The following is a 24,817-nucleotide window of genomic DNA, read 5'->3' on the forward strand; positions in this document are numbered from 1 at the left end:
GTCTGGCTCTACAGGTAGGCGCTTTGCGCCGCCTCGAGGTTGCCCTGGGCGCGCAGGATGAGTTCGCAGAATTCACGGGCCGCGCCTTCGCCGCCGCGCGCCTGGGTCACGCCGTGGGCGTGCTGGCGAACGAAGGCGTCGGCGCTGGCCACCGCCATGCCCAGGCCGACCCGGCGGATGACCGGAAGGTCCGGCAGGTCGTCGCCCAGGTAGGCGACCTGTTCATAGCCTAGCCCGAGTTCGGCGAGCAGTTGGTCGAGGACCACCAGCTTGTCCTCGCGGCCCTGGAACAGGTGCTCGATGCCCAGGTTCTGCGCGCGGCGCTCGACCACGGCGCTCTTGCGGCCGCTGATGATGGCGGTGCGCACGCCCGAGGCGATGAGCATCTTGATGCCGTGGCCGTCGAGGGTGTTGAAGGTCTTGAACTCGCCGCCGTCGGGCAGGAAGTAGAGCTTGCCGTCGGTCAGCACGCCATCCACGTCGAACACCGCCAGGCGCACGCCACTGGCGCGTTGCAGCAGGTCTGCGGTCATTCAGATGACTCCGGCGCGGGTCAGGTCGTGGACGTGCAGGACGCCGACCGGGTGGTCGTCGCCGTCGACCACCACCAGGACGTTGATCTTGTGGTCGTCCATGATCTTCAGGGCTTCGGCGGCGAGCATGTCCGGGCGCACGGTCTTGCCGTGCACGGTCATCACCTGGTCGATGGTGGCCGTGCGCACGTCCACGCCCTTGTCCAGGGTGCGGCGCAGGTCGCCGTCGGTGAACACGCCGGCCAGGCGGCCGTCTTCGCCGAGGACGATGGTCATGCCAAGGCCCTTGCGGGTCATTTCCAGCAGGGCGCCGCTGAGCGAAGTGCCGGGGGAGACCTGCGGCAGTTCTTCACCCACGTGCATGATGTTTTCCACTTTCAGCAACAATCTCCGGCCCAGGGCACCGCCCGGATGGGAGAAGGCGAAGTCCTCGGCGGTGAAGCCGCGGGCCTCCAGCAGGGCCACGGCGAGGGCGTCGCCGAGCACCAGGGAGACGGTGGTGGAGGAGGTCGGCGCCAGGTTCAGCGAGCAGGCCTCGTGTTCGACGCTGGCGTCCAGGTTCACCGCGGCGGCCTTGGCCAGCGGCGACTCGGGGTTGCCGGTCATGCTCACCAGGGTGATGCCCAGGCGGGCGATCAGCGGCAGCAGGGTGATGATCTCGGCGGTGGAGCCGGAGTTGGACAGCGCCAGGACCACGTCGTCCCTGGTGATCATGCCCATGTCGCCGTGGCTGGCCTCGGCCGGGTGCACGAAGAACGCCGGGGTGCCGGTGCTGGCCAGGGTGGCGGCGATCTTGCGGGCGATGTGCCCGGACTTGCCCATGCCGACCACCACCACGCGGCCGGTGCAGCCGAGCAGCAGTTCGCAGGCCCTGGAGAAGTCGGCCCCGATGCGTGGCAGCAGGGCATCCACCGCATCGCGCTCGAGGCCGATGGTGCGTTGTGCCGACTGGATGAAATCGTGATTCTGGCTCATGTTCCGATCGCGTGGGGCGAAGTGAAGGGCGAGATTATAACGGTAAAGCGGTCCGGGCTTCACCCTGCCGATACCGGATCTTGCACAGGGAAAGCTGAATCCGAGCTGAATCGCCGGCGGCGGGCCTTGGGCCGCCGCGCGCGCCAATGCTATAGTTCGCCGCCGTTCGGCCTGTCTTGCGTTACCGTGTTCCGACGGTTCGACGGGGCATTGCAGGGACAGGGCCGTCATGCAAGGAGTTCTATGAGCACCGATGAAAAATACGCTGTCGAGCTGAAGGGGGTCACCTTCAAGCGCGGTACCCGCGCCATCTTCGACAACGTGGATATCCGTATTCCGCGCGGCAAGGTCACCGGCATCATGGGGCCGTCGGGTTGCGGCAAGACCACCTTGCTGCGCCTGATCGCCGCACAGCTGCGCCCGGTCAAGGGCGACGTCATGGTCAACGGGCAGAACCTGCCGAAGCTGGCCCGCGCCGACCTGTTCGACCTGCGCAAGCAGTTCGGCGTGCTGTTCCAGAGCGGCGCGCTGTTCACCGACCTGGACGTGTTCGAGAACGTCGCCTTCCCGCTGCGGGTGCACACCGACCTGCCCGAGGAGATGATCCGCGACATCGTCCTGATGAAGCTGCAGGCCGTGGGCCTGCGCGGGGCGCTGGAGCTGATGCCGGACGAGCTGTCCGGGGGCATGAAGCGCCGCGTGGCGCTGGCCCGGGCGATCGCCCTGGACCCGCAGATCCTCATGTACGACGAACCCTTCGTCGGCCAGGACCCGATCGCCATGGGCGTGCTGGTGCGGCTGATCCGCCTGCTCAACGATGCCCTGGGCATCACCAGCATCGTGGTCTCCCACGACCTGGCGGAAACCGCCAGCATCGCCGACTACATCTATATCGTCGGCGACGGCAAGGTGCTGGGGCAGGGCACGCCGGCGGAGCTCAAGGAGCTCGACGATCCGCGCGTGCGCCAGTTCATGAAGGGGATTCCGGATGGTCCGGTGCCCTTCCACTATCCCGCGCGCGACTATCGCGCCGACCTGCTGGGGGAACGCTGATGCGCAAGACTTCACTGCTCGAGCGGATTCGCCTGCTCGGGCGGTCGGGCCTCGACGTGCTCGAGGCGCTCGGCCGTTCCACGCTGTTCCTCGGCCACGCCATGCTCGGCCGCCGGGTGCCCGGCGGCATGGGCCAACTGCTGGTCAAGCAGCTGTACTCGGTGGGCGTGCTGTCGCTGGCGATCATCGTGGTTTCGGGCGTCTTCATCGGCATGGTGCTGGCCCTGCAGGGCTACAACATCCTCAAGGACTATGGTTCGGAGCAGGCGGTGGGACAGATGGTGGCCCTGACCCTGTTGCGCGAACTGGGCCCGGTGGTGACCGGCCTGCTGTTCGCCGGCCGCGCGGGCTCCGCGCTGACCGCCGAGATCGGCAACATGAAATCCACCGAACAGCTCTCCAGCCTGGAGATGATCGGCGTCGACCCGCTGCGCTACGTGATCGCGCCGCGCCTGTGGGCCGGCTTCATCTCGATGCCGCTGCTGGCGGCGATCTTCAGCGTGGTCGGCATCTGGGGCGGCGCCGCCGTCGCCGTCGACTGGCTGGGCGTATACGAGGGTTCCTTCTGGTCGAACATGCAGAACAGCGTGCAATTCGGCGAGGATGTGCTCAATGGCGTGATCAAGAGCGTGGTGTTCGCCTTCGTGGTGACCTGGATCGCCGTGTTCCAGGGCTATGACTGCGAGCCGACCTCCGAAGGGATCAGCCGCGCAACGACTCGAACCGTGGTCTATGCCTCCCTGGCGGTACTGGGGCTGGACTTCATACTGACCGCTTTGATGTTTGGAGACTTCTGATGCAAACCCGCACCCTGGAAATCGGTGTAGGCCTGTTTCTTCTCGGCGGCCTGCTGGCCCTGCTGCTGCTGGCGCTGCGTGTCAGCGGCCTGACCATCGGGCATTCCAATGACACCTACCAGCTGTATGCCTACTTCGACAACGTCGCCGGTGTGACCGTGCGCGGCAAGGTGACCATGGCCGGCGTGACCATCGGCAAGGTGGTTGCCGTGGACCTGGACCACGACAGCTACCGTGGCCGGGTGACCATGGAAATCAACAAGAGCGTCAACAACCTGCCGGACGACTCCACCGCGTCTATCCTCACCGCAGGCCTGCTGGGCGAGAAATACATCGGCATCAGCGTCGGCGGCGACGACAAGATGCTCACGGACGGCGGCGTCATCCACGACACCCAGTCCGCGCTGGTGCTGGAGGACCTGATCGGCAAGTTCCTGTTGAACTCGGTCAACAAAGAAGAGCCCAAGAAGCAATGACGATGATGAGGATGAACGCCATGCTGACTCTCCTGCGCCGCGGCCTGCTGGTCCTGCTCGCAGCACTGCCGCTGATCGCCAGCGCCGCGCCCAATGCGCAGCAGGTGGTGCAGCAGACCGTCGACAACCTGCTGTCCGACCTCAAGGCCAACAAGCCGGCCTACCGCGCCGATCCCAAGCAGCTCTACGCCGCCCTGGACCGCATCCTCGGCCCGGTGGTGGACTCCGAGGGCATCGCCAGGGGCGTGATGACCGTCAAGTATTCGCGCCAGGCCTCCCCGGAGCAGATCAAGCGCTTCGAGACGGTGTTCAAGAACAGCCTGATGCAGTTCTACGGCAACGCCCTGCTCGAGTACGACAACCAGGACATCCGCGTGCTGCCGTCCACCGGCAAGCAGGACCCGGAGCGCTCCAGCGTGAACATGGAGATCCGTGACAGCAAGGGCACCGTCTATCCGGTGCAGTACACCATGGTCAACCAGTCGGGGACCTGGCGCCTGCGCAACGTGATCATCAACGGCATCAACATCGGCAAGCTGTTCCGCGACCAGTTCGCCGACTCCATGCAGAAGAACGGCAACGACCTGGAGAAGACCATCGCCGGTTGGGACCAGGTGGTCGCCCATGCCAAGGATGCCGCCAAGGGCAACCCGGACGAGGGTGGCGCGCAATGACCAGCGCCGCCAGCATCAGCGAGGGCGCGGCCGGCGAGCTGCGCCTGGCCGGGGTGCTCGACTACCGCAGCGGCACGCAGCTGCGCGAGCAGGGCAAGGCCCTGATCGCCGCGAGCGGCGCCCAGCAGCTGGTGGTGGATTGTTCGGCGGTGGAGAAGTCCAGCAGCGTCGGCCTGTCGCTGCTGCTGGCCTTCCTGCGCGATGCGCACCAAGCGGGCAAGAGCCTGCAGGTCCGCGGCTTGCCGAAAGACATGCAAGACATCGCCAAGGTCAGCGACCTCGACGGCATCCTGCCGCTGCAGGGCTGATCGGGGCGCTCGAAAGGCCCTCCGTCCGCGACTTCCCCTGGCGGGGTTCGCAGGCGGGGGGCTTTTTTGTATCATTGCCGGCCCGCGCGCGTTGAGCGCCGATCGAGGTCGAGCATGCAGGCGATTGAAGTCAAGAACATCCTGGAAGCCAAGCTCCCGGGTACCCAGGTCGAAGTGGAAGGCGAAGGCTGCAACTTCCAGCTGAACCTGATCAGTGACGAACTGGCCGGTCTGAGCCCGGTGAAACGTCAGCAGCAGATCTACGCGCACCTTAACGAATGGATCGCCAGTGGCGCCATCCATGCCGTGACCATGAAATTCTTCAGCCGCGCCGCCTGGGCCGAGCGTTCCTGAGCCGCCGGGGATATACCTGCTATGGACAAACTGATCATTACCGGCGGTTCCCGTCTCGACGGCGAAATCCGCATCTCCGGCGCCAAGAACTCCGCGCTGCCGATCCTTGCCGCCACCCTGCTGGCGGATACTCCGGTTACCGTGTGCAACCTGCCGCACCTGCACGACATCACCACCATGATCGAGCTGTTCGGTCGCATGGGCGTGCAGCCGGTGATCAACGAGAAGCTCAACGTCGAAGTCGACGCCAACAGTATCAGGACCCTGGTCGCGCCCTATGAATTGGTGAAAACCATGCGCGCCTCGATCCTGGTGCTCGGCCCGATGGTCGCGCGCTTCGGCGAGGCCGAGGTGGCCCTGCCCGGCGGCTGCGCCATCGGTTCGCGTCCGGTCGACCTGCACATCCGCGGCCTCGAGGCCATGGGCGCGCAGATCACCGTCGAAGGCGGCTACATCAAGGCCAAGGCCCCGGCCGGCGGCCTGCGTGGCGCGCACTTCTTCTTCGATACCGTGTCCGTGACCGGCACCGAGAACATCATGATGGCCGCGGCCCTGGCCAACGGCCGCACCGTGCTGGAAAACGCCGCCCGCGAGCCGGAAGTGGTCGACCTGGCCAACTGCCTGATCGCCATGGGCGCGCAGATCCAGGGCGCCGGCACCGACACCATCGTCATCGACGGCGTGAAGCGCCTGGGCGGCGCCAAGTACAACGTGCTGCCCGACCGCATCGAGACCGGCACCTACCTGGTCGCCGCCGCCGCCACCGGTGGCCGCGTCAAGCTCAAGGACACCGACCCGACCATCCTCGAGGCGGTGCTGCTGAAGCTGGAAGAGGCCGGTGCGCACATCAACACCGGCAACGACTGGATCGAGCTGGACATGAAGGGCAACCGGCCGAAGGCGGTGAACATCCGCACCGCGCCGTACCCGGCTTTCCCCACCGACATGCAGGCCCAGTTCATCTCGCTGAACGCCGTGGCCGAAGGCACCGGCGCGGTGATCGAGACCGTGTTCGAGAACCGCTTCATGCATGTCTACGAGATGAACCGCATGGGCGCGCAGATTCTCGTCGAAGGCAACACCGCCATCGTCACCGGCGTGCCGCAGCTCAAGGGCGCCCCGGTCATGGCCACCGACCTGCGCGCTTCCGCCAGCCTGGTGATCGCCGGCCTTGTGGCCGAGGGCGACACCCTGATCGACCGCATCTACCACATCGACCGTGGCTACGAGTGCATCGAAGAGAAGCTGCAACTGCTCGGCGCCAAGATCCGCCGCGTACCGGGCTAGGGCTGACCAGACATGCTGACCATCGCCCTGTCCAAGGGCCGGATCCTCGATGACACCCTGCCGCTGCTCGCAGCGGCAGGCATTGTGCCGACCGAGAACCCGGACAAGAGCCGCAAGCTGATCATCCCCACCAGCCTCGACGACGTGCGCCTGCTGATCGTCCGCGCCACCGACGTGCCGACCTACGTCGAGCACGGCGCCGCCGACCTCGGCGTGGCCGGCAAGGACGTGCTGCTCGAATACGGCGGCCAGGGGCTGTACGAGCCGCTGGACCTGAAGATCGCCAACTGCAAGCTGATGACCGCCGGCGCGGTCGGCGCGGCCGAGCCCAAGGGCCGCCTGCGCGTGGCCACCAAGTTCGTCAACGTGGCCAAGCGCTACTACGCCGAGCAGGGCCGCCAGGTCGAGGTGATCAAGCTGTACGGCTCCATGGAGCTGGCGCCGCTGGTCGGCCTGGCCGACAAGATCATCGACGTGGTCGACACCGGCAACACCCTGCGCGCCAACGGCCTGGAACCCCAGGAGCTGATCGCCCACATCAGCTCGCGGCTGATCGTCAACAAGGCCTCGATGAAGATGCAGCACGCGCGCATCCAGGCCCTGATCGACACTCTGCGTGAAGCGGTGGAGTCTCGACACCGGGCGTAATTCCCTGCGCGGCCTTCCCGCCGCGCCCGCCTATCCGTGTCATAGCCAAATTTTCTCGGGTGCCCGCACGGTGGGCTTGCTAGTCTAGCGGCGCCCGAGATCACGCCAATTTTAAGAGGCCAGCTATGACCGCACCCTTCGCCATCCGTCGACTCAATGCCGCCGATCCGGACTTCGCGCGTCATCTGGACCATCTGCTGTCCTGGGAAAGCGTGTCCGACGACGCCGTGAACCAGCGCGTGCTGGACATCATCGCTGACGTGCGCAGCCGTGGCGACGCCGCCCTGGTTGAGCTCACCCAGCGCTTCGACGGCCTCGCGGTCGCCAGCATGGCCGACCTGATCCTGCCGCGCGAGCGCCTGGAACTGGCCCTGACGCGCATCACCCCGGCCCAGCGCGAGGCGCTGGAAACCGCCGCCGAGCGCGTGCGCAGCTACCACGAGAAGCAGAAGCAGGACTCCTGGCGCTACACCGAGGCCGACGGCACCGTGCTCGGCCAGCAGGTCACCCCGCTGGATCGCGCCGGCCTGTACGTGCCCGGCGGCAAGGCTTCCTATCCGTCTTCGGTGCTGATGAACGCGATTCCCGCCAAGGTCGCCGGCGTCGCCGAAGTGGTCATGGTGGTGCCGACGCCGCGTGGCGAGATCAACGAGATCGTCCTCGCCGCCGCCTGCATCGCCGGCGTCGACCGCGTCTTCACCATCGGCGGCGCCCAGGCGGTGGCCGCGCTGGCCTACGGCACCGAGAGCGTGCCCCAGGTGGACAAGATCGTCGGCCCGGGCAACATCTACGTGGCCACCGCCAAGCGCCACGTGTTCGGCCAGGTGGGCATCGACATGATCGCCGGCCCCTCGGAAATCCTCGTGGTCTGCGACGGCGGCACCGACCCGGACTGGATCGCCATGGACCTGTTCTCCCAGGCCGAGCACGACGAGGACGCCCAGTCGATCCTGGTCAGCCTGGACGCGGCCTTCCTCGACAAGGTCGCCGCCAGTATCGAGAAGCTGCTGCCGACCATGGAGCGCGCCGAGATCATCCGCACCTCGCTGGGCAACCGCGGCGCGCTGATCCAGGTCGCCGACCAGGCCCAGGCCTGCCAAGTGGCCAACCGCATCGCCCCGGAGCACTTGGAATTGTCGGTGGCCGACCCGGAAAGCTGGCTGCCGAACATCCGCCACGCCGGCGCCATTTTCATGGGCCGCTACACCGCCGAGGCCCTGGGCGACTACTGCGCAGGCCCGAACCACGTGCTGCCCACCTCCGGCACCGCGCGCTTCTCCTCGCCGCTGGGCGTGTATGACTTCCAGAAGCGCTCGTCGATCATCTTCTGTTCGGCCGACGGCGCCTCGGTGCTCGGCAAGACCGCCTCGGTCCTGGCCCGCGGCGAGTCGCTGACCGCCCACGCGCGCAGCGCCGAATACCGGATCAAGGGCTGAAAAGCCGATAAAAGCCGCTGGAGGCTTGAGGCTGGACGAAGTGGGTTTCGCTTTTTCGTTCAGCCTCCAGCCTCCAGCCTTCAGCGAATCTTTTAAAGGAGCGAGGGCGATGAGCAAGTTCTGGAGCCCCTTCGTCAAGGACCTGGTGCCCTACGTGCCGGGTGAGCAACCCAAGCTGGCCAAGCTGGTCAAGCTCAACACCAACGAGAACCCCTACGGCCCGTCGCCCAAGGTGCTGGCCGCCATGCAGGCCGAGCTGGGCGACGCCCTGCGCCTGTACCCGGACCCCAACGCCGAGCGCCTGAAGCAGACCATCGCCGACTACTATGGCGTGCGCCCGGGCCAGGTGTTCGTCGGCAACGGCTCCGACGAGGTGCTGGCCCACGCCTTCCACGCGCTGTTCCAGCACGACGGCCGGCCGCTGCTGTTCCCCGATGTGACCTACAGCTTCTATCCGGTGTACTGCGGCCTCTACGGCATTCCCTTCGAGGCGCTGGCGCTGGACGAGCAGTTCCAGATCCGCGTCGAGGACTACGCCCGCCCCAACGCCGGGATCATCTTCCCCAACCCCAATGCGCCGACCGGCTGCCTGCTGCCGCTGGACGCCATCGAGCGCCTGCTGCTGGCCAACCCGGACAGCGTGGTGCTGGTGGACGAGGCCTATGTCGACTTCGGCGGCGAGACCGCCATCGGCCTGGTGGAGCGCTACCCGAACCTGCTGGTGGCGCAGACGCTGTCCAAGTCGCGCTCCCTGGCCGGGCTGCGCGTCGGCCTGGCGGTCGGCCACGAGGACCTGATCGAGGCCCTGGAGCGGGTCAAGAACAGCTTCAACTCCTACCCGCTGGACCGCGTGGCCCAGGCCGGCGCCATCGCCGCCTTCGAGGACCGCGAGTACTTCCAGCGCACCTGCCAGGCGGTGATCGACAGCCGCGAGAAGCTGGTCGGCGAACTGAGCGGCATGGGCTTCGAGGTGCTGCCGTCGGCGGCCAACTTCATCTTCGCCCGCCACCCGCGCCACGACGCCGCCGAACTGGCCGCCGGCCTGCGCGAGCAGGGTGTGATCGTCCGCCACTTCAAGCAGGCGCGCATCGCCCAGTTCCTGCGCATCAGCATCGGCACCGAGGAGCAGAACCAGGCGCTGCTGGACGCCCTGCGCACGCGGCTCTGAACCACTCCCGGCGGAAAAAGCAACGGCGCCCTCGGGCGCCGTTCTTCGTTACTGCTGCTGCGGTTGCTGCACCGGCGGAGTGGGCGGCGGGCGCAGGCCCACTTCCGCCTCCAGGGTGACGTGCTTGCCGTTGCGCAGCACCTGGATGCTGATCTTCTCGCCCGGCTTGGTGCGCGCCACCTGGTTCATCGCGGTGCGGCCGTCGGCGGCCTTCTTGCCGTCGATGTCGAGGATGATGTCGCCCGGCTGCATGCCGGACTGGGCGGCCGGGCCGTCGCGGTAGACACCGGCGACCACCACCCCGCCCTGGTCCTGCAGGCCGAAGGACTCGGCCAGCTCCGGCGTCAGCGGCTGCACCTCGACGCCCAGCCAGCCGCGGATCACCGAGCCGTGCTCGACGATCGACTTCATCACCTCCAGCGCCAGCTTGATCGGGATGGCGAAGCCGATGCCCTGGGAGCCGCCGGACTTGGAGAAGATGGCGGTGTTGATGCCCACCAGGTTGCCGCTGGCGTCGACCAGGGCGCCGCCGGAGTTGCCCGGGTTGATCGCCGCGTCGGTCTGGATGAAGTCTTCGTAGGTGTTCAGCCCCAGCTGGTTGCGGCCGGTGGCGCTGATGATGCCCATGGTCACCGTCTGGCCCACGCCGAAGGGGTTGCCGATGGCCAGGCAGACGTCGCCGGTGCGGATGCCGTCGGAGCGGCCGAGGGTCATCACCGGCAGGTCCTTGAGGTCGATCTTGAGCACCGCAAGGTCGGTTTCCGGGTCGCTGCCGACCAGGCGCGCCGTGGTTTCGCGGCCGTCGCGCAGGGCCACGACTATCTGGTCGGCGCCGGCGGTGACGTGGTTGTTGGTCAGCAGGTAGCCCTCGGGGCTCATGATCACCGCCGAGCCCAGGCTCGACTCCATGCGCTTCTGCTGCGGCAGGTTGTCGCCGAAGAAGCGGCGGAACAGCGGGTCGTCGAGCATCGAGTTGCCCGGCCGGCTGACCATCTTGGTGGTGTACAGGTTGGCCACCGCCGGCGCGGCGCGGGTCACGGCGTCGGCATAGGTTCCGGGGCCCTGCTGCAGGCGGCTGAGCAGGGGCGCCTGCTGCAGGTGGACTTCCTGTTCGGGCAGGCCGACCCATTCGGGGTTACGCTGGATGATCAGCAGCGCCAGCAAGACGCCGACAAGCGCGGGCCAGCCGAGAAAACGCAGGGCCTTCAGCATCGGAGGACGATCCTTGGGGGTTGCTCGGCCTGGGGAAGGCCGCTAGGGTGGCCGCCATTATACGGGCGGCGTGGCAAGAAAATAGCCGTCTCCCCTAATGCCTGGAGGAAATTCGATGGCGATCGATCTGACCGAGCTGGTCGAAGAGGCCGACCGCTACCTGGACGCCGCGCGCATCCAGGACTACTGCCCCAATGGCCTGCAGGTGCAGGGCCGGCCGCAGGTGCGGCGCATCGTCAGCGGCGTGACCGCCAGCCAGGCGCTGCTGGACGCGGCGGTGGCCGAGCAGGCCGATGCGGTGCTGGTCCACCATGGCTACTTCTGGAAGGGCGAGAACCCTTGCGTGGTGGGCATGAAGCAGCGCCGCCTGAAGACCCTGCTGGCCCACGACATCAGCCTGATCGCCTACCACCTGCCGCTGGACCTGCACCCGCAGGTGGGCAACAACGTGCAGCTGGGCCAGCAGCTCGGCCTGGACATCGAAGGCCCGCTGGAACCGGGCAACCCGCGCTCCATCGTGCTGCTGGGCGCGCCCGCGGCACCCGTGGCGCCGGCCGATTTCGCCGCCCACGTGGCCCGGGTGCTGGGCCGCGAGCCGCTGCTGGTGGAAGGCGAGCGGCCGATCCGGCGCATCGCCTGGTGCACCGGCGGCGCCCAGGGCTACATCGACCAGGCCATCGCGGCGGGCGTGGACGCCTACCTCACCGGCGAGGTCTCCGAGCAGACGGTGCACAGCGCCCGCGAGAACGGCATCACCTTCATCGCCGCCGGCCACCACGCCACCGAGCGCTACGGCGTGCAGGCGCTGGGCCGCTACCTGGCCGAGCGCTTCGGCATCGAGCACCGCTTCATCGACTGCCCGAACCCCGCCTGAGCGCCGCGGGCGCTCACGGCGTCGAGGCGTAGCGGCGCCGGGCCTGGTCCACGGCCGCGCCGAGCTGCCAGACCGCCATCGCATAGTGGGTGCTGTGGTTGTAGCGGGTGATCACGTAGAAGTTCGGCAGGCCGTACCAGTACTGGTAGTTGCGGCCCATGTCCAGGCGCAGCAGGCTGGCGCTCTGGTGCTTGCCCAGCGGCGCCTGCGGGCGCAGCCCGGCGGCGCTCAGCGTCTGGATCGGATACTGTGTCTTGAAGCCATCCTCGAGCCCGCGCGCCTGGCCGCTGGCCGGCACGGCGATGCTGTCGTGGGTGACCCAGCCGTGCTGCTGAAAATAGTTGGCGACGCTGCCGATGGCGTCCTGCGGGTCCCACAGGTCGACGTGGCCGTCGCCATCGAAGTCCACCGCGTAGCGGGCGAACGAGGTCGGCATGAACTGGCCGTAGCCCATGGCGCCGGCGTAGGAGCCGCGCAGGGCCAGCGGGTCGTCGCGCTCCTTGCGCGCCAGCAGGAGGAACTGCTCCAGCTCGCCGGTGAAGAAGTCGGCGCGCCGCGGGTAGTCGAAGGCCAGGGTGGCCAGGGCATCCATGATCCGCGTCTTGCCCATCACCCGGCCCCAGCGGGTTTCCACGCCGATGATGCCGACGATGATCTCCGGCGGCACGCCGTAGATCTTCGAGGCGCGTTCGAGGGCGTCTTCGTACTGGTTCCAGAAGGCCACGCCGTTCTGGACGTTGTCCGGGGTGATGAACTTCTTGCGGTAGCGCAGCCAGGCGCCGTTCGGCCCGCTAGGCGCCTGGTAGGTCGGCGCCTGGCGGTCCATCAGGCGGATCACCCAGTCCAGGCGCTGGGTGCGGCCCAGCACGTCCTGCAGCTGCTGGCGATCGAAGCCGTGCAGGCTGACCATCCGGTCGACGAAGCGCTGGGCGTTGGGGTTGTTGGCGAAGTCGCCGGTCAGCGGGCGGATCGGCTGCACCGGGTTCGCCGGGGTGTACAGGCGCGTCGTGCCGGTAGCGGCGCTTTTCTGCGGGGCGGCTGCCGGCGTCGGCGCGGTGGGCTTGCTGCTGCAGGCGGCGATGAGGAGGAACAGGGGCAGGAGCGGAGCGATGCGGCGCATGGGAAATCTGCTGGGGCGTGGGGAATGAGGAATAGGGTAGCGCAGATGGGGGCGCTTACCGGGGCCTACTCTAGCGGAGGGCGGGATGCGCTTCCTCCTGAATCTGTTTCCGGGCCCGGAGCGGGTGGCGGCTTTGCGGGTGAAGGGCAGTTCGTCGGAGAGGCGGGCGTCTGTGGATATCTCGTTTCCAGCGGCGCGCCCCATCCGCCCGGTCAGGCCCGGGGCCTTAGTCTCCTGGGCGCTGGCGCGGTCTGACAAGTGGCTATATGGGTATATTCTTTCGGTATAAGTGGCCGCCCGGTTAGAGTCTGACGTTGTGGTAGAGTGCGCCCTCGTCTACGGCCCGAAGGCCGTCCATAAGCAATTCCGTGAGTAGCCATGGTCGACAAACTGACGCATCTGAAACAGCTGGAGGCGGAAAGCATCCACATCATCCGCGAGGTGGCCGCCGAGTTCGACAACCCGGTGATGCTGTACTCGATCGGCAAGGACAGCGCGGTGATGCTGCATCTCGCGCGCAAGGCCTTCTTCCCCGGCAAGCTGCCGTTCCCGGTGATGCACGTCGACACCCGCTGGAAATTCCAGGAGATGTACCGCTTCCGCGACAAGATGGTCGAGGAAATGGGCCTGGACCTGATCACCCACATCAACCCCGATGGCGTGGCCCAGGACATCAACCCCTTCACCCACGGCAGCGCCAAGCACACCGACATCATGAAGACCGAGGGCCTCAAGCAGGCGCTCGACAAGTACGGCTTCGACGCCGCCTTCGGTGGCGCCCGCCGCGACGAGGAGAAGTCCCGCGCCAAGGAGCGCGTCTACTCCTTCCGCGACAGCAAGCACCGCTGGGACCCGAAGAACCAGCGCCCGGAGCTGTGGAACGTCTACAACGGCAAGGTGAAGAAGGGCGAGTCGATCCGCGTCTTCCCGCTGTCCAACTGGACCGAGCTGGACATCTGGCAATACATCTACCTGGAACAGATCCCGATCGTCCCGCTGTACTTCGCCGCCGAGCGCGAAGTGATCGAGATGAACGGCGCGCTGATCATGATCGACGACGAGCGCATCCTCGAGCACCTCAGCGACGAGCAGAAGGCCAGCATCCAGAAGAAGATGGTGCGCTTCCGTACCCTGGGCTGCTACCCGCTGACCGGAGCGGTGGAATCCACCGCCACCACGCTGCCGGAAATCATCCAGGAAATGCTGCTGACGCGCACTTCCGAACGCCAGGGCCGGGTCATCGACCACGACCAGGCAGGTTCCATGGAAGAGAAGAAGCGGCAGGGGTATTTTTAAAAGCCGAAAAAAGCGCTGGAAGGCTTGAGGCTGGACGAAATGGATTTCGAACGACTCGATGTATGGAAGCTCTCCGCAAGGCTTTCGGTTGATGTCTATCGGGCGCTGGCCGGCTGCCGAGACTTCGGTTTCAAGGATCAGATCACCCGATCGGCCCTGTCCGTTCCCAGCAACATTGCCGAAGGCATGACGCGGGATGGCGACAAGGAAAAGCGCTACTTTCTGAGCATGGCCAAGGGCTCGTGCTCGGAGTTGAGAACTCAGATTTATATAGGTGTTGAAGTCGGCTTCATATCGGCCGAGATCGGCCGGGACTGGATCGAGCGATGCAAGCGCATCGCGGCGATGCTTTCCGGCCTTCTAAAACGACTTCAACGTCCATGAATTATCGGCTTGCTCGGTGCGCTCGTTCGTTCAGCCTCCAGCCTCAAGCCTTCAGCGATAGAGAAAGACCATGTCCCACCAGTCTGACCTGATCAGCGAGGACATCCTCGCCTACCTGGCCCAGCACGAGCGCAAGGAACTGCTGCGCTTCCTCACCTGCGGCAACGTCGACGACGGCAAGAGCACCCTGATCGGGCGCCTGCTGCACGACTCCAAGATGATCTACGAAGACCATCTGGAAGCTATCACCAAGGATTCCAAGAAGGTCGGCACCACCGGTGACGAAGTCGACCTGGCGCTGCTGGTCGACGGCCTGCAGGCCGAGCGCGAGCAGGGCATCACCATCGACGTGGCGTACCGCTACTTCAGCACCGCCAAGCGCAAGTTCATCATCGCCGACACCCCCGGCCATGAGCAGTACACCCGCAACATGGCCACCGGCGCGTCCACCTGCGACCTGGCCATCATCCTGATCGACGCCCGCTACGGCGTGCAGACGCAGACCCGCCGGCACAGCTTCATCGCATCCTTGCTGGGCATCAAGCACATAGTCGTGGCCATCAACAAGATGGACCTGAAGGACTTCGACCAGGGCGTCTTCGAGCAGATCAAGGCCGACTACCTGCAGTTCGCCGAGAAGATCAACCTCAAGACCAGCTCGCTGCACTTCGTGCCCATGTCGGCGCTCAAGGGCGACAACGTGGTCAACAAGTCCGAGCGTTCGCCCTGGTACACCGGCCAGTCGCTGATGGAAATCCTCGAGACCGTCGAGATCGCCGGCGACCGCAACCTGGACGACATGCGCTTCCCGGTGCAGTACGTCAACCGCCCGAACCTGAACTTCCGCGGCTTCGCCGGTACGCTGGCCAGCGGCATCGTGCGCAAGGGCGACGAGGTCGTGGCGCTGCCGTCGGGCAAGGGCAGCAAGGTCAAGTCCATCGTCACCTTCGAGGGCGAGCTGGAACACGCCGGCCCCGGCCAGGCCATCACCCTGACCCTGGAAGACGAGATCGACGTCTCCCGCGGCGACATGCTGGTCCACGCCGACAACCGCCCGCTGGTCACCGACGGCTTCGACGCCATGCTCGTGTGGATGGCCGAGGAGCCCATGCTCCCGGGCAAGAAATACGACATCAAGCGCGCCACCAGCTATGTGCCGGGCTCGATCCCGAGCATCGCCCACAAGGTGGACGTGAACACCCTGGAAGAGACCGCCGCCAGCGAACTCAAGCTCAACGAGATCGCCCGCGTGAAGGTCAGCCTGGATGCGCCCATTGCCCTTGACGGCTATGCGCAGAACCGCACCACCGGCGCCTTCATCGTCATCGACCGGCTGACCAACGGCACCGTCGGCGCCGGCATGATCATCGCCGCGCCGCAGGCCGGCCAGAGCCATGCCAGCCATCACGGCCAGGGCGCCCACGTGAGCCGCGAGGAGCGCTCCGCGCGCTTCGGCCAGCAGCCGGCCACCGTGCTGTTCAGCGGCCTCTCCGGCGCCGGCAAGAGCACTCTGGCCTACGCCCTGGAGCGCAAGCTGTTCGACATGGGCCGCGCGGTCTACGTGCTGGACGGCCAGAACCTGCGCCACGACCTGAACAAGGGCCTGCCGCAGGACCGCGCCGGGCGCACCGAGAACTGGCTGCGCACCGCCCACGTCGCCAGGCAGTTCAACGAAGCGGGGCTGATCAGCCTGTGCGCCTTCGTCGCCCCCAGCGCCGAAGGCCGCGAGCGGGCCAAGGCGCTGATCGGCGACGAGCGCCTGATCACCGTCTACGTCCAGGCATCGCCGCAGGTCTGCCGCGAGCGCGACCCGCAGGGCCTGTACGCGGCCGGCCAGGACAACATCCCCGGCGAGTCCTTCCCCTACGACGTGCCGCTGGATGCCGACCTGGTGATCGACACCCACCACCAGTCGGTGGAAGAGGGCGTGAAAGCGGTCCTCGACCTGCTGCGCCAGCGCGGCGCGATCTGATCGCGACAGCGTTGTGAAAAGCCCCGCCTAGGCGGGGCTTTTTCTTTGGTGCTCGGCGGGGGCCGGAACGCCACGCCTCACGGTGAGCTGTAGGAGCGGACTCCGTCCGCGATTCGCGCGCAGGGCGCGCTCCTGCATGGGGTGCGAAAGGTAGGATGTTGCGCTCCCTGGTTTGCCTGGCCTCTCTGTAGGACGCCCTGCTAAGACGATATTTGGTATCCGAAGGTCGTGTACTGGTTTGGCTACGAGTGCGTGAGTAGTAAGCCGATGGCCATTTGCCGAGGGTAGGCGGGGTCGGGGACTGGAAAGCATCCAGGTTAATGGTGTAATTTCACCCGGTTGATGGATGAATTTACACAATGTACCCACGCAAAATCCGCCAGTACACGCTTGAAGCTTTGGATGACTCTCCGGTCGTTCTGATCAATGGCGCCCGCCAGACAGGCAAGAGCACCCTGGTTCGAACTCTGGAGCAGGATGTCCGCTATTTCACCCTTGACGATCCGGCTGTGCTGGCGGCTGCTCAAGCCGACCCGTTCGGCTTCATCGGGGCGCTCGAAGGGGCGGTCTGCCTGGATGAAGTGCAGCGAGCTCCCGGGATTTTTCTGGCCATAAAGGCCGAGGTGGACAAGGATCGTACGCCCGGCCGTTTCCTACTGACCGGATCGGCCAACGTCCTGCTACTGCCCCAGATTGCCGATTCTCTGGCCGGGCGTATGGAGGTGCTGACGCTCTGGCCGCTGGCGCAGAGTGAAATTGCCGGCCGGCCAATCAGCATGATCGATAGGCTGTTCGACGGGGAGTTCCCGGATCGCTGTGCCTATCAACGCGATGACTTCATCGGGCGGCTGATGGCTGGGGGCTATCCGGAGGCATTATCGCGTACGAGCGAGCGCCGGCGCGAAGCCTGGTTCGACAACTACCTGAGCACCATCCTGTTGCGTGACGTTCGTGATCTGGCCCAGATCGAGGGGCTGACGGAGCTGCCCCGGTTGATGCAGTTGCTGGCCGCGCGTAGTGGTGGCCTGCTCAACGCTGCTGAGCTGTCCCGCGCCACAGGCATTCCGCAGACGACTTTGAAGCGCTACCTGACGCTGCTGGAAACACTTTTCCTGATTCGCCAGGTTCCGGCCTGGTCCTCCAATCTGGGCAAACGCCTGCAGAAGTCCCCCAAGCTATTCGTGACGGACTATGGGCTGATGGCTCACCTGCTGGGGGTGAGCAAATCCGGCGTATCAGCTTCGCTCGGTTTGCCGGGTGACCTAGTGGAGGCCTTTGTATATGCGGAGCTGGCCAAGCATCAGACATGGGCGGAGATACGCACGACATTGATGCACTATCGAACTTCCACGGGGATGGAGGTCGACTTTGTCCTGGAGAACCGGCGGGGTGATCTGGTCGGGGTAGAGGTCAAGGCGGCTACCACGATCAGTGCGAAGGACTTCAACGGCCTGCGTCACCTGCGTGATACGACCCCTCGGCAGTTCAAGCGAGGAATCGTTTTCTACACGGGGGAGCAGGTGGTGCGTTTCGACCAGCAACTGACGGCCGTTCCGCTTTCTCTGTTCTGGGGATGATTGGCTGAAACGGTTCTTCAGATGCGCAATTGCACTTCTCTTGACTGTCCATTGACCACACATTGCGCCTCCCCTGGCTCGTGGCTCGCTCAGGGACTTTTGCGGGGAACCGTCGGAAATCGTCTGACATTGTTGGGCATCGATTGCAGCGAGAGCTGTTTTTAGTGTTTAAAATCAAAGCCTTACAGTCTAAATGCGTAGATGGGGTGCATGGTGGGGCGGCGTAGGACTTCATCCGTGATCCGCGCCGACATCTTCGATCATCGCGGACGAAGTCCGCTCCTACAGGGGATGCTCGTCGCCAGTGCCTGTAGGTCGCTTCTGAAATGAAAAAGCCCCGCCATGGCGGGGCTTTTCTGCGGGCGCTGCGGGCTCAGAGCTTGCGCTTGAGGCCGTAGGTCTCGTCCAGGGTGCCGGGGCCTTCGCCGCTCTTCGGCGCGTAGTCCTTCGGCGCTTCCTGGCTGGCCGGCGGGGTCAGGCGCTCGCGGCGTTCGGGGTAGCCGTCCTCTGCGTGCAGGGCGGCCAGCAGGCGCTGCTTGGTCTGCTCGTCCAGGGCCAGGCGCTCGGCGCTCTCGGACAGGTGTTCCTGGACGTCCTGGTAGCTCTGGGTGAGCTTTTTCACCAGGCTGGCGGTGGTGTTGAAGTGCGTCACCACCTCGCGCTGGTAACTGTCGAAGCGTTCCTGCAGGTCATCGACCTGGCGTTGCATGCGGTTGGGTGCGGCGCTGGGCAGCAGGCGGGCGATCAGGAAGCCGACAGCGGCCCCGACGAGCAGAGCGATGACCGGGACCAACCAGGTGGTGAGGGACTGTTCCACGCGAATCCTTCCTCTATAGACGGCTTTGCTTTACGTTAGCGGCTTGCACCTGCGCTGTATACCACGGGGCGAGGCCTCGGTGTCGGCGCGGTATCGAGCTAGACGAGACGACTCGCTTCGGGGTCACGGAGTTGTTGTTTGTCCACCCGCGAAATCCCCCTGTTCATCGATGGCCCGGACGGCCCCCTGGAAGCCCTGCACCTGGACACCCCCGAGGCCATCGGCGTGGCGCTGATCTGCCATCCGCACCCTCTGTTCGCCGGCACCATGCAGAACAAGGTGGTCGCCACCCTGCAGCGCATCGCCCGCGACGCCGGCTACGCCACCCTGCGTTTCAACTTCCGCGGCGTCGGCCAGAGCGCCGGCAGCTACGCCGAAGGCCGTGGCGAAATCGACGACGCCCTGGCCGCGGCCCGCTGGCTCGGCGAGCGACATCCCGGCCTGCCGCTGACGCCGATGGGCTTCTCCTTCGGCTCCTGCGTGGCCGGCAATGCCGCCGCGCGCCTGGAAGGGCAGGGCGTGGCCCTGCGCCACCTGTTCATGCTGGCGCCGCCGGTGGAGCGCTTCGCGGTCGAGCTGCCGCGGCAGTGTCCCATCACCGTGGTACAGCCCGAAGATGACGAAGTGGTGACTCCGGCCCGCGTCTACGCCTGGAGCGAGTCGCTGGCGCTGCCTCACGAACTGCTGCGCGTGCCCGGGTGCAGCCACTTCTTCCACGGCAAGCTGATCGAGCTCAAGGACCTGCTGCAGCCCCGGCTCGCGCCGGCCGGCGCCGCGGGTTAACATCCAGGCCGCTCATTTTTCCCGCGCTGATTTCTGGTATCCCATGACGACCCGCATCCTTACCGGCATCACCACCACCGGCACCCCGCACCTGGGCAACTACGCTGGCGCCATCCGCCCGGCGATCGTCGCCAGCCGCGACCCGCAGGCCGATTCGTTCTACTTCCTGGCCGACTACCACGCGCTGATCAAGTGCGACGACCCGCTGCGCATCCAGCGCTCGCGCCTGGAGATCGCCGCCACCTGGCTGGCCCTGGGCCTGGATACCGACAAGGCGACCTTCTACCGCCAGTCCGACATTCCCGAGATCCCCGAGCTGACCTGGCTGCTGACCTGCGTCTCGGCCAAGGGCCTGCTCAACCGCGCCCACGCCTACAAGGCCTCGGTGGACAAGAACGTCGAGGCCGGGGAAGACCCGGACGCCGGCGTCAGCATGGGCCTGTACAGCTACCCGATCCTGATGGCCGCGGACATCCTGATGTTCAACGCGCACAAGGTGCCGGTCGGCCGCGACCAGATCCAGCACGTGGAAATGGCCCGCGACATCGGTCAGCGCTTCAACCACCTGTTCGGCAACGGCAAGGAGCTGTTCACCCTGCCGGAAGTGGTGATCGAGGAAGAAGTGGCGACCCTGCCGGGCCTGGACGGGCGCAAGATGTCCAAGAGCTACGACAACACCATCCCGCTGTTCGGCAGCAGCAAGCAGCTCAAGGATGCCATCGCCCGCATCGTCACCGACTCCCGCGCCCCCGGCGAGCCGAAGGACCCGGACAACTCGCACCTGTTCACCCTCTACCAGGCCTTCGCCACGCCGGCGCAACTGGCCGAATTCCGCGCCGCGCTGCTCGAAGGCCTGGCCTGGGGCGAGGCCAAGCAGCGCCTCTACGAGCTGCTGGAAGCCGAGCTGGGCGAGGCCCGCGAGCGCTACCACACGCTGATCGCCCGCCCGGGCGACCTGGAGGACATCCTCCTGGCCGGCGCCGCCAAGGCCCGCCGCATCGCCACCCCATTCCTCGGCGAGCTGCGCGAAGCAGTTGGTCTGCGCTCCTTCCGCGAGCAGGTGCAGGTGGCCGGCGAGGGCAAGAAGAAGGCCGCCAAGAGCGCGCGCATCGTCAGCTTCCGCGAGGACGACGGCAGCTTCCGCTTCCGCCTGCTGGACGCCGCCGGCGAGCAGCTGCTGCTGTCCAATGCCTTCGCCGACGGCAAGTCCGCCGGTGCGGTGAGCAAGCGCCTGCAGGGCGGCGAGGCGCTGGACCTGCGCGTCGAAGGCAATGCCTTCGCCCTGTGGCTGGATGGAGCGGCCGTGGCGCAAAGCCCCGAGTTCGCCGACGCAGCTAGCCGCGACGCCGCCATCGAGCGCGTGCGCGAGGCCCTGGCGCCACAGGAGTAAGCCCGCACACGGCCATCCTCGACGGATGGCCGATTGCCAAGAAGCGGGGCCGTCGCTAAAGTGTCGGCCCCGTTTTCGTTGCCTTGCTACCGATCATGACGCCCCTTCAGCGCTACCAGGAAGACCTCAAACGTCCCGATTTCTTCCACGATGCGGCCCAGGCCAATGCCGTGAAGCACCTGCAGCGTCTATATGACGACCTGCTGGCGGCCGACCAGGCCAAGCCCGGGCTGTTCGGCAAGTTGCTCGGCAAGAAGTCCAACGGGCCGGTCAAGGGCCTGTACTTCTGGGGCGGCGTGGGGCGCGGCAAGACCTACCTGGTGGACACCTTCTTCGACGCGTTGCCGTTCAAGCAGAAGATGCGTACGCACTTCCACCGCTTCATGAAGCGCGTGCACGAGGAAATGAAGACCCTCAAGGGCGAGAAGAACCCGCTGACCATCATCGGCAAGCGCTTCGCCGACGAGGCCCGGGTGATCTGCTTCGACGAATTCTTCGTCTCCGACATCACCGACGCCATGATCCTCGCGACCCTGCTGGAGGAGCTGTTCAAGAACGGCGTCAGCCTGGTGGCGACCTCCAACATCGTGCCCGACGGCCTGTACCGCGACGGCCTGCAGCGCGCCCGCTTCCTGCCGGCCATCGCCCTGCTCAAGGAGCACACCGAGGTGGTCAACGTCGACAGCGGCGTGGACTACCGCCTGCGCGCCCTGGAACAGGCCGAGCTGTATCACTGGCCGCTCACCGAGCAGGCCGAGCAGGCCATGGCCCGCGACTTCCGCAAGCTCACCCCGGAATGCGCCGCGGCCACCCGCGACGACGTGCTGATGATCGAGAACCGCGAGATCCGCGCGCGCCTGACCTGCGACGACGTGGCCTGGTTCGAGTACCGCGAGCTGTGCGACGGCCCGCGCAGCCAGAACGACTACATCGAGCTGGCGAAGATCTTCCACGCGGTGCTGATCTCCAACGTCGAGCAGATGAACGTGGCCAAGGACGACATGGCCCGCCGCTTCATCAACCTGGTGGACGAGTTCTACGACCGCAACGTCAAGCTGATCATCTCCGCCGAGGTGGAGCTGAAGGACCTGTATACCGGCGGGCGCCTGGAGTTCGAGTTCCAGCGCACCCTGAGCCGCCTGCTGGAGATGCAGTCCCACGAGTTCCTCAGCCGGCCGCACCGGCCTTGATGGGGTCGTGCTGATGCGAAAAGGGCTGCCGGATGGCAGCCCTTTTTCGTTTCTGGCTCTTCGTAGGAGCGAGCTTGCCCGCGAAGGATGCTGGCAGGGTGGTTTAGTGCCAAGGTTGAGGCCGCCCCCTCTCCCCAGCCCTCTCCCTGAAGGGAGAGGGGGCAGTCCGTGCCGAGAGATGGAATGGTTTCAGTTGGAAGCCGTCGGAGTTGCCGGCTAACTCCAGTATACCCAGCCCTGCCCAACGGTCCCCTCTCCCTTCAGGGAGAGGGTTAGGGAGAGGGGCTCTTCGGGACAACACCAAGCACCGCCGGCAAACCCCCTTCGCGAGCAAGCTCGCTCCTACGAAAAGCGTTCAGCGCTGCGCCGTCTGCGCCTCCGCCTTCTGCAACAACTGCTTCGCATGCGCCACTTCCAATGCCTCCATGGCATTGATCGGCTTGATCGCCACCGCTTTCCTCAACTGTTCCAGCGCCTTGTCCTGCTCGTCATCTCCATACACATAGCCCAGCGCATTGGCGTATTCGTAGTGCCCGATGGGCAGGTCGTCGCTGGCGCGGAATGAGCGGGCGAAGTAGGTCTCCATCTTGTCCGCGCTGACGCCGTAGGTCATGCGCCCGACCAGCTTGCCGACCTTGCGGATCACCCCGGCCTCGTAGCCGCCGTACAGCGCCAGGGCGAAGGGCTGGCTGGGCTGCTTGGCGAGGATGGCGTCCAGTTCCTTGGGAATGTCGCTGGTGTAGCCGCGCTTGAGCACCACCGGGACCGGCAGTTCCTCGGCCAGCCGCGCCTTGGCGTAGGCGCGGCCGAACTGGGCGATGGGGTCGGCGTTGAGCAGCGGGCCGGCCTGGTCGGTGTAGCTGATCACCTCTTCCAGCAGTTGCTGCTTGTCCGCCGCCGGAGCCAGGAACATGGCGTAGAGCACCTGGGCGAACATCGCCGGCACCTGGCCGCCGACGCCCAGGGCCAGGCCGTCCTGTTTGGCCTGGGCGAAGTCGCCGCGGAACAGCTTGCGCCAGACGTCCTGCAGCTTCTCGGCGTAGGCCTGGGCTTCCTCGGGCCTGCCGCTGAAGCCGCTGCCGGCGGCGACGGTCTTCGCCACCGCGTCCGGGTGGGCGGCGGCCATCTTCGTCACCCAGTCGGCGTCGGGGAAGGGGTAGCCGCCGAAGCCGCGGGTCAGTCGCGGCCAGGCGCTGCGCAGCTTGTCGCCGGAATAGTCGAAGGCGCTCTGGTCGTAGGGGAAGGGTTTCCAGTCGCCCGCGGCGAAGGCGGGCAGGCAGAAGCAGGCGAGCAGGACGAGCAGTAGGCGGTGCATGAGGGAATCCCGTGTTCTTGTTCTGGAAGGGCAGCCCCGATCATAGGGAGCTGCCCGCGGGCACGGGACCTATCCTATGGATAGCGTGTTTCAGGCCTCTTTCCGTCGGTACTGATTGCGGTAGTGGTTGGGCGACAGCTTGGTGTGCTGGCGGAACAGCCGGGCGAAGAAGCTGGCGTCGTCGTAGCCCACCTCGTAGCTGATGGTCTTGATGCTCTTGCGCGAGGTCGACAGCAGGCTGCGCGCCGTCTCGATGCGCAGGCGCTGCAGGTAGTGCAGCGGCTTGTCGCCGGTGGCGGCCTGGAAGCGGCGCATGAAGTTGCGGATGCTCATGCCGTGCTCGCGGGCCACGTCCTCGAAGCGGAACTTGTCCGCGTAGTGCTCCTCCAGCCACTGCTGGACCTGCAGGATGGCCGGGTCGTGGTGCAGCTTCTGGCCGCCGAAGCCCAGGCGCCCGGGGGTGTAGCTGCGCTGCACCTCGAAGAGGATGTCGCGGGACACGCCCTGGGCCACGCTGGCGCCGCAGAAGCGCTCGATCAGGTACAGGTAGAGGTCGCGGGCGGAGGTCACGCCACTGGCCGCGTAGAGGTTGTCGGCGTCGGTGATGTGCTTCTCGCGGTTGAGCAGCACCTTGGGGTAGCGCGCGGCGAAGTCGTCGAAGAAGCGCCAGTAGGTGGTCGCCTCCTTGCCGTCCAGCAGGCCGGCCTCGGCCAGCCAGAACACCCCGGTGGCCTCGCTGCCGATGGCGCTGCCGGCGGCATGGCGTTCGCGCAGCCAGGGCACCACCTGCGGGTAGCGCGCCAGGAGCTGGTCGAAGTCGCCCCAGAAGGCCGGCAGTATCACCAGGTCGGATTCCTCGAGGGCGCCGTCCACCGCCAGCAGGTCGCCGCTGAAGGCGCGCACCGGCTGGCCGTCGGGGCTGACGATGCGGCTTTGCAGCAGCGGCGTGAGGCCCAGGCCTTCCTGCCTGCCGAAGCGCAGGCTGGCCATGTGCAGGAAGTCCCGCGCCTGCATGAGGGTGGAGGCGAAGACACCGTCGGTCGCCAGGATGCAGACCCTTTTCAGGGAAGATTCGGATTGTTCGGACATCGTTCTTATCATTGTTGTGGAGGGCCGCATTCGACGCCTAACCGGTCAAATGGCGGCTGGATCGTCTTATTTTTTGGCGCAAGTGTCCA

The 24,817-nt window shown here is 66.2% G+C and carries 25 protein-coding genes; 18 read left to right on the top strand and 7 right to left on the bottom strand.

The window, feature by feature from the left end:
* Positions 1 to 8 precede the first annotated feature (8 nt).
* Entirely contained in the window at positions 9 to 533 is a 525-nt protein-coding gene (locus IG194_RS20425; RefSeq protein ID WP_058488599.1) for a KdsC family phosphatase, read from the bottom strand.
* Entirely contained in the window at positions 534 to 1,508 is a 975-nt protein-coding gene (locus IG194_RS20430; protein WP_009617811.1) for a KpsF/GutQ family sugar-phosphate isomerase, read from the bottom strand.
* Between the two features lie 243 nt (positions 1,509 to 1,751).
* Between IG194_RS20430 and IG194_RS20435 the strand changes: the two genes are divergently transcribed.
* The 10 genes from IG194_RS20435 (at position 1,752) to hisC (ending at position 9,709) form a co-directional block, all read left to right on the top strand.
* Entirely contained in the window at positions 1,752 to 2,561 is an 810-nt protein-coding gene (locus IG194_RS20435; RefSeq protein ID WP_009617813.1) for an ABC transporter ATP-binding protein, read from the top strand.
* The gene (mlaE, locus tag IG194_RS20440) at positions 2,561 to 3,358 is read left to right on the top strand and encodes a lipid asymmetry maintenance ABC transporter permease subunit MlaE (RefSeq protein WP_009617815.1); all 798 of its coding nucleotides are present in this window, start codon (positions 2,561 to 2,563) and stop codon (positions 3,356 to 3,358) included. Before IG194_RS20435 ends, mlaE begins: the two co-directional genes overlap by 1 nt.
* Entirely contained in the window at positions 3,358 to 3,834 is a 477-nt protein-coding gene (gene mlaD, locus IG194_RS20445) for an outer membrane lipid asymmetry maintenance protein MlaD (protein ID WP_009617817.1), read from the top strand. Before mlaE ends, mlaD begins: the two co-directional genes overlap by 1 nt.
* A 20-nt stretch (positions 3,835 to 3,854) precedes the next feature.
* Positions 3,855 to 4,508: a phospholipid-binding protein MlaC gene (locus tag IG194_RS20450; RefSeq protein ID WP_043272555.1), complete on the top strand. Its 654-nt coding sequence runs from the start codon at positions 3,855 to 3,857 to the stop codon at positions 4,506 to 4,508.
* On the top strand, positions 4,505 to 4,816 hold the full coding sequence (locus IG194_RS20455) for a lipid asymmetry maintenance protein MlaB (RefSeq protein WP_058488600.1): 312 nt from the start codon (positions 4,505 to 4,507) through the stop codon (positions 4,814 to 4,816). The genes IG194_RS20450 and IG194_RS20455 overlap by 4 nt, the downstream gene beginning before the upstream one ends.
* Positions 4,817 to 4,930: 114 nt before the next feature.
* Entirely contained in the window at positions 4,931 to 5,170 is a 240-nt protein-coding gene (locus tag IG194_RS20460; RefSeq protein WP_009617824.1) for a BolA family protein, read from the top strand.
* Between the two features lie 21 nt (positions 5,171 to 5,191).
* A complete protein-coding gene (gene murA / locus IG194_RS20465) occupies positions 5,192 to 6,457 on the top strand; it encodes a UDP-N-acetylglucosamine 1-carboxyvinyltransferase (protein WP_009617826.1) in 1,266 nt (421 codons plus the stop codon).
* 12 nt (positions 6,458 to 6,469) lie between these two features.
* A complete protein-coding gene (gene hisG, locus IG194_RS20470; protein WP_009617828.1) occupies positions 6,470 to 7,105 on the top strand; it encodes an ATP phosphoribosyltransferase in 636 nt (211 codons plus the stop codon).
* Positions 7,106 to 7,230: 125 nt separating this feature from the next.
* On the top strand, positions 7,231 to 8,541 hold the full coding sequence (hisD, locus tag IG194_RS20475) for a histidinol dehydrogenase (protein WP_058488601.1): 1,311 nt from the start codon (positions 7,231 to 7,233) through the stop codon (positions 8,539 to 8,541).
* A 109-nt stretch (positions 8,542 to 8,650) separates the two neighbouring features.
* Positions 8,651 to 9,709 carry a histidinol-phosphate transaminase gene (gene hisC, locus IG194_RS20480; RefSeq protein ID WP_058488602.1) on the top strand — a complete coding sequence of 353 codons (1,059 nt, stop codon included), beginning with the start codon at positions 8,651 to 8,653 and terminating at the stop codon, positions 9,707 to 9,709.
* Between the two features lie 48 nt (positions 9,710 to 9,757).
* Here the strand turns inward: hisC and algW are convergent, their stop codons facing one another.
* Complete coding sequence (algW, locus tag IG194_RS20485; protein ID WP_009617842.1) at positions 9,758 to 10,921, bottom strand: Do family serine endopeptidase AlgW; 1,164 nt, start codon at positions 10,919 to 10,921, stop codon at positions 9,758 to 9,760.
* Positions 10,922 to 11,036: 115 nt separating this feature from the next.
* Between algW and IG194_RS20490 the strand changes: the two genes are divergently transcribed.
* Positions 11,037 to 11,795 carry a Nif3-like dinuclear metal center hexameric protein gene (locus IG194_RS20490; RefSeq protein ID WP_058488603.1) on the top strand — a complete coding sequence of 253 codons (759 nt, stop codon included), beginning with the start codon at positions 11,037 to 11,039 and terminating at the stop codon, positions 11,793 to 11,795.
* A 13-nt stretch (positions 11,796 to 11,808) separates the two neighbouring features.
* On the opposite strand, the gene mltB is transcribed toward IG194_RS20490, so the two are convergent.
* On the bottom strand, positions 11,809 to 12,915 hold the full coding sequence (mltB, locus tag IG194_RS20495) for a lytic murein transglycosylase B (protein ID WP_058488604.1): 1,107 nt from the start codon (positions 12,913 to 12,915) through the stop codon (positions 11,809 to 11,811).
* A gap of 378 nt (positions 12,916 to 13,293) precedes the next feature.
* On the opposite strand from mltB, the gene cysD reads away from it, so the two are divergent.
* From cysD to IG194_RS20515, 4 genes are all read left to right on the top strand, one after another.
* Positions 13,294 to 14,211 (top strand): sulfate adenylyltransferase subunit CysD, encoded by a 918-nt coding sequence (cysD, locus tag IG194_RS20500; protein WP_043272357.1) that lies wholly within the window; start codon positions 13,294 to 13,296, stop codon positions 14,209 to 14,211.
* Positions 14,212 to 14,250: 39 nt separating this feature from the next.
* Entirely contained in the window at positions 14,251 to 14,595 is a 345-nt protein-coding gene (locus IG194_RS20505; RefSeq protein WP_009617855.1) for a four helix bundle protein, read from the top strand.
* A gap of 70 nt (positions 14,596 to 14,665) precedes the next feature.
* Positions 14,666 to 16,567, top strand: coding sequence for a sulfate adenylyltransferase subunit CysN (cysN, locus tag IG194_RS20510; RefSeq protein WP_009617857.1), 1,902 nt, complete (start codon positions 14,666 to 14,668; stop codon positions 16,565 to 16,567).
* A 359-nt stretch (positions 16,568 to 16,926) separates the two neighbouring features.
* Positions 16,927 to 18,144 (top strand): ATP-binding protein, encoded by a 1,218-nt coding sequence (locus tag IG194_RS20515; protein ID WP_058488606.1) that lies wholly within the window; start codon positions 16,927 to 16,929, stop codon positions 18,142 to 18,144.
* A gap of 373 nt (positions 18,145 to 18,517) precedes the next feature.
* On the opposite strand, the gene IG194_RS20520 is transcribed toward IG194_RS20515, so the two are convergent.
* On the bottom strand, positions 18,518 to 18,961 hold the full coding sequence (locus IG194_RS20520; protein ID WP_009617861.1) for a YhcB family protein: 444 nt from the start codon (positions 18,959 to 18,961) through the stop codon (positions 18,518 to 18,520).
* A 138-nt stretch (positions 18,962 to 19,099) separates the two neighbouring features.
* Between IG194_RS20520 and IG194_RS20525 the strand changes: the two genes are divergently transcribed.
* The 3 genes from IG194_RS20525 (at position 19,100) to zapE (ending at position 22,324) form a co-directional block, all read left to right on the top strand.
* Positions 19,100 to 19,744, top strand: coding sequence for an alpha/beta hydrolase (locus IG194_RS20525; protein ID WP_058488607.1), 645 nt, complete (start codon positions 19,100 to 19,102; stop codon positions 19,742 to 19,744).
* A gap of 43 nt (positions 19,745 to 19,787) precedes the next feature.
* Entirely contained in the window at positions 19,788 to 21,134 is a 1,347-nt protein-coding gene (locus tag IG194_RS20530; RefSeq protein WP_058488608.1) for a tryptophan--tRNA ligase, read from the top strand.
* Positions 21,135 to 21,229: 95 nt separating this feature from the next.
* Positions 21,230 to 22,324 carry a cell division protein ZapE gene (zapE, locus tag IG194_RS20535; protein WP_043272363.1) on the top strand — a complete coding sequence of 365 codons (1,095 nt, stop codon included), beginning with the start codon at positions 21,230 to 21,232 and terminating at the stop codon, positions 22,322 to 22,324.
* Positions 22,325 to 22,679: 355 nt separating this feature from the next.
* Here zapE and IG194_RS20540 read toward each other — a convergent pair whose 3' ends face one another.
* Positions 22,680 to 23,639 (bottom strand): hypothetical protein, encoded by a 960-nt coding sequence (locus tag IG194_RS20540; RefSeq protein ID WP_058488609.1) that lies wholly within the window; start codon positions 23,637 to 23,639, stop codon positions 22,680 to 22,682.
* 90 nt (positions 23,640 to 23,729) lie between these two features.
* The gene (locus IG194_RS20545; RefSeq protein WP_161788523.1) at positions 23,730 to 24,629 is read right to left on the bottom strand and encodes a GlxA family transcriptional regulator; all 900 of its coding nucleotides are present in this window, start codon (positions 24,627 to 24,629) and stop codon (positions 23,730 to 23,732) included.
* Between the last annotated feature and the right edge of the window lie 188 nt (positions 24,630 to 24,817).

The sequence above is a fragment of the Pseudomonas sp. ADPe genome (genome assembly GCF_014843515.1).
GTDB classification, from domain to species: domain Bacteria; phylum Pseudomonadota; class Gammaproteobacteria; order Pseudomonadales; family Pseudomonadaceae; genus Pseudomonas; species Pseudomonas citronellolis.

What these genes read in the sequence shown, in the direction of transcription:
- IG194_RS20545 (WP_161788523.1), bottom strand. Translation starts at nt 24,629, where the DNA reads ATGGCCAGCCTGCGCTTCGGCAGGCAGGAAGGCCTGGGCCTCACGCCG.
- murA (WP_009617826.1), top strand. Translation starts at nt 5,192, where the DNA reads ATGGACAAACTGATCATTACCGGCGGTTCCCGTCTCGACGGCGAAATC.
- IG194_RS20530 (WP_058488608.1), top strand. Translation starts at nt 19,788, where the DNA reads ATGACGACCCGCATCCTTACCGGCATCACCACCACCGGCACCCCGCAC.
- zapE (WP_043272363.1), top strand. Translation starts at nt 21,230, where the DNA reads ATGACGCCCCTTCAGCGCTACCAGGAAGACCTCAAACGTCCCGATTTC.
- mlaE (WP_009617815.1), top strand. Translation starts at nt 2,561, where the DNA reads ATGCGCAAGACTTCACTGCTCGAGCGGATTCGCCTGCTCGGGCGGTCG.
- IG194_RS20515 (WP_058488606.1), top strand. Translation starts at nt 16,927, where the DNA reads ATGTACCCACGCAAAATCCGCCAGTACACGCTTGAAGCTTTGGATGAC.
- IG194_RS20490 (WP_058488603.1), top strand. Translation starts at nt 11,037, where the DNA reads ATGGCGATCGATCTGACCGAGCTGGTCGAAGAGGCCGACCGCTACCTG.
- cysN (WP_009617857.1), top strand. Translation starts at nt 14,666, where the DNA reads ATGTCCCACCAGTCTGACCTGATCAGCGAGGACATCCTCGCCTACCTG.
- mltB (WP_058488604.1), bottom strand. Translation starts at nt 12,915, where the DNA reads ATGCGCCGCATCGCTCCGCTCCTGCCCCTGTTCCTCCTCATCGCCGCC.
- IG194_RS20425 (WP_058488599.1), bottom strand. Translation starts at nt 533, where the DNA reads ATGACCGCAGACCTGCTGCAACGCGCCAGTGGCGTGCGCCTGGCGGTG.
- IG194_RS20455 (WP_058488600.1), top strand. Translation starts at nt 4,505, where the DNA reads ATGACCAGCGCCGCCAGCATCAGCGAGGGCGCGGCCGGCGAGCTGCGC.
- hisD (WP_058488601.1), top strand. Translation starts at nt 7,231, where the DNA reads ATGACCGCACCCTTCGCCATCCGTCGACTCAATGCCGCCGATCCGGAC.
- hisG (WP_009617828.1), top strand. Translation starts at nt 6,470, where the DNA reads ATGCTGACCATCGCCCTGTCCAAGGGCCGGATCCTCGATGACACCCTG.
- IG194_RS20505 (WP_009617855.1), top strand. Translation starts at nt 14,251, where the DNA reads ATGGATTTCGAACGACTCGATGTATGGAAGCTCTCCGCAAGGCTTTCG.
- algW (WP_009617842.1), bottom strand. Translation starts at nt 10,921, where the DNA reads ATGCTGAAGGCCCTGCGTTTTCTCGGCTGGCCCGCGCTTGTCGGCGTC.
- IG194_RS20460 (WP_009617824.1), top strand. Translation starts at nt 4,931, where the DNA reads ATGCAGGCGATTGAAGTCAAGAACATCCTGGAAGCCAAGCTCCCGGGT.
- hisC (WP_058488602.1), top strand. Translation starts at nt 8,651, where the DNA reads ATGAGCAAGTTCTGGAGCCCCTTCGTCAAGGACCTGGTGCCCTACGTG.
- IG194_RS20450 (WP_043272555.1), top strand. Translation starts at nt 3,855, where the DNA reads ATGCTGACTCTCCTGCGCCGCGGCCTGCTGGTCCTGCTCGCAGCACTG.
- IG194_RS20430 (WP_009617811.1), bottom strand. Translation starts at nt 1,508, where the DNA reads ATGAGCCAGAATCACGATTTCATCCAGTCGGCACAACGCACCATCGGC.
- mlaD (WP_009617817.1), top strand. Translation starts at nt 3,358, where the DNA reads ATGCAAACCCGCACCCTGGAAATCGGTGTAGGCCTGTTTCTTCTCGGC.
- cysD (WP_043272357.1), top strand. Translation starts at nt 13,294, where the DNA reads ATGGTCGACAAACTGACGCATCTGAAACAGCTGGAGGCGGAAAGCATC.
- IG194_RS20435 (WP_009617813.1), top strand. Translation starts at nt 1,752, where the DNA reads ATGAGCACCGATGAAAAATACGCTGTCGAGCTGAAGGGGGTCACCTTC.
- IG194_RS20540 (WP_058488609.1), bottom strand. Translation starts at nt 23,639, where the DNA reads ATGCACCGCCTACTGCTCGTCCTGCTCGCCTGCTTCTGCCTGCCCGCC.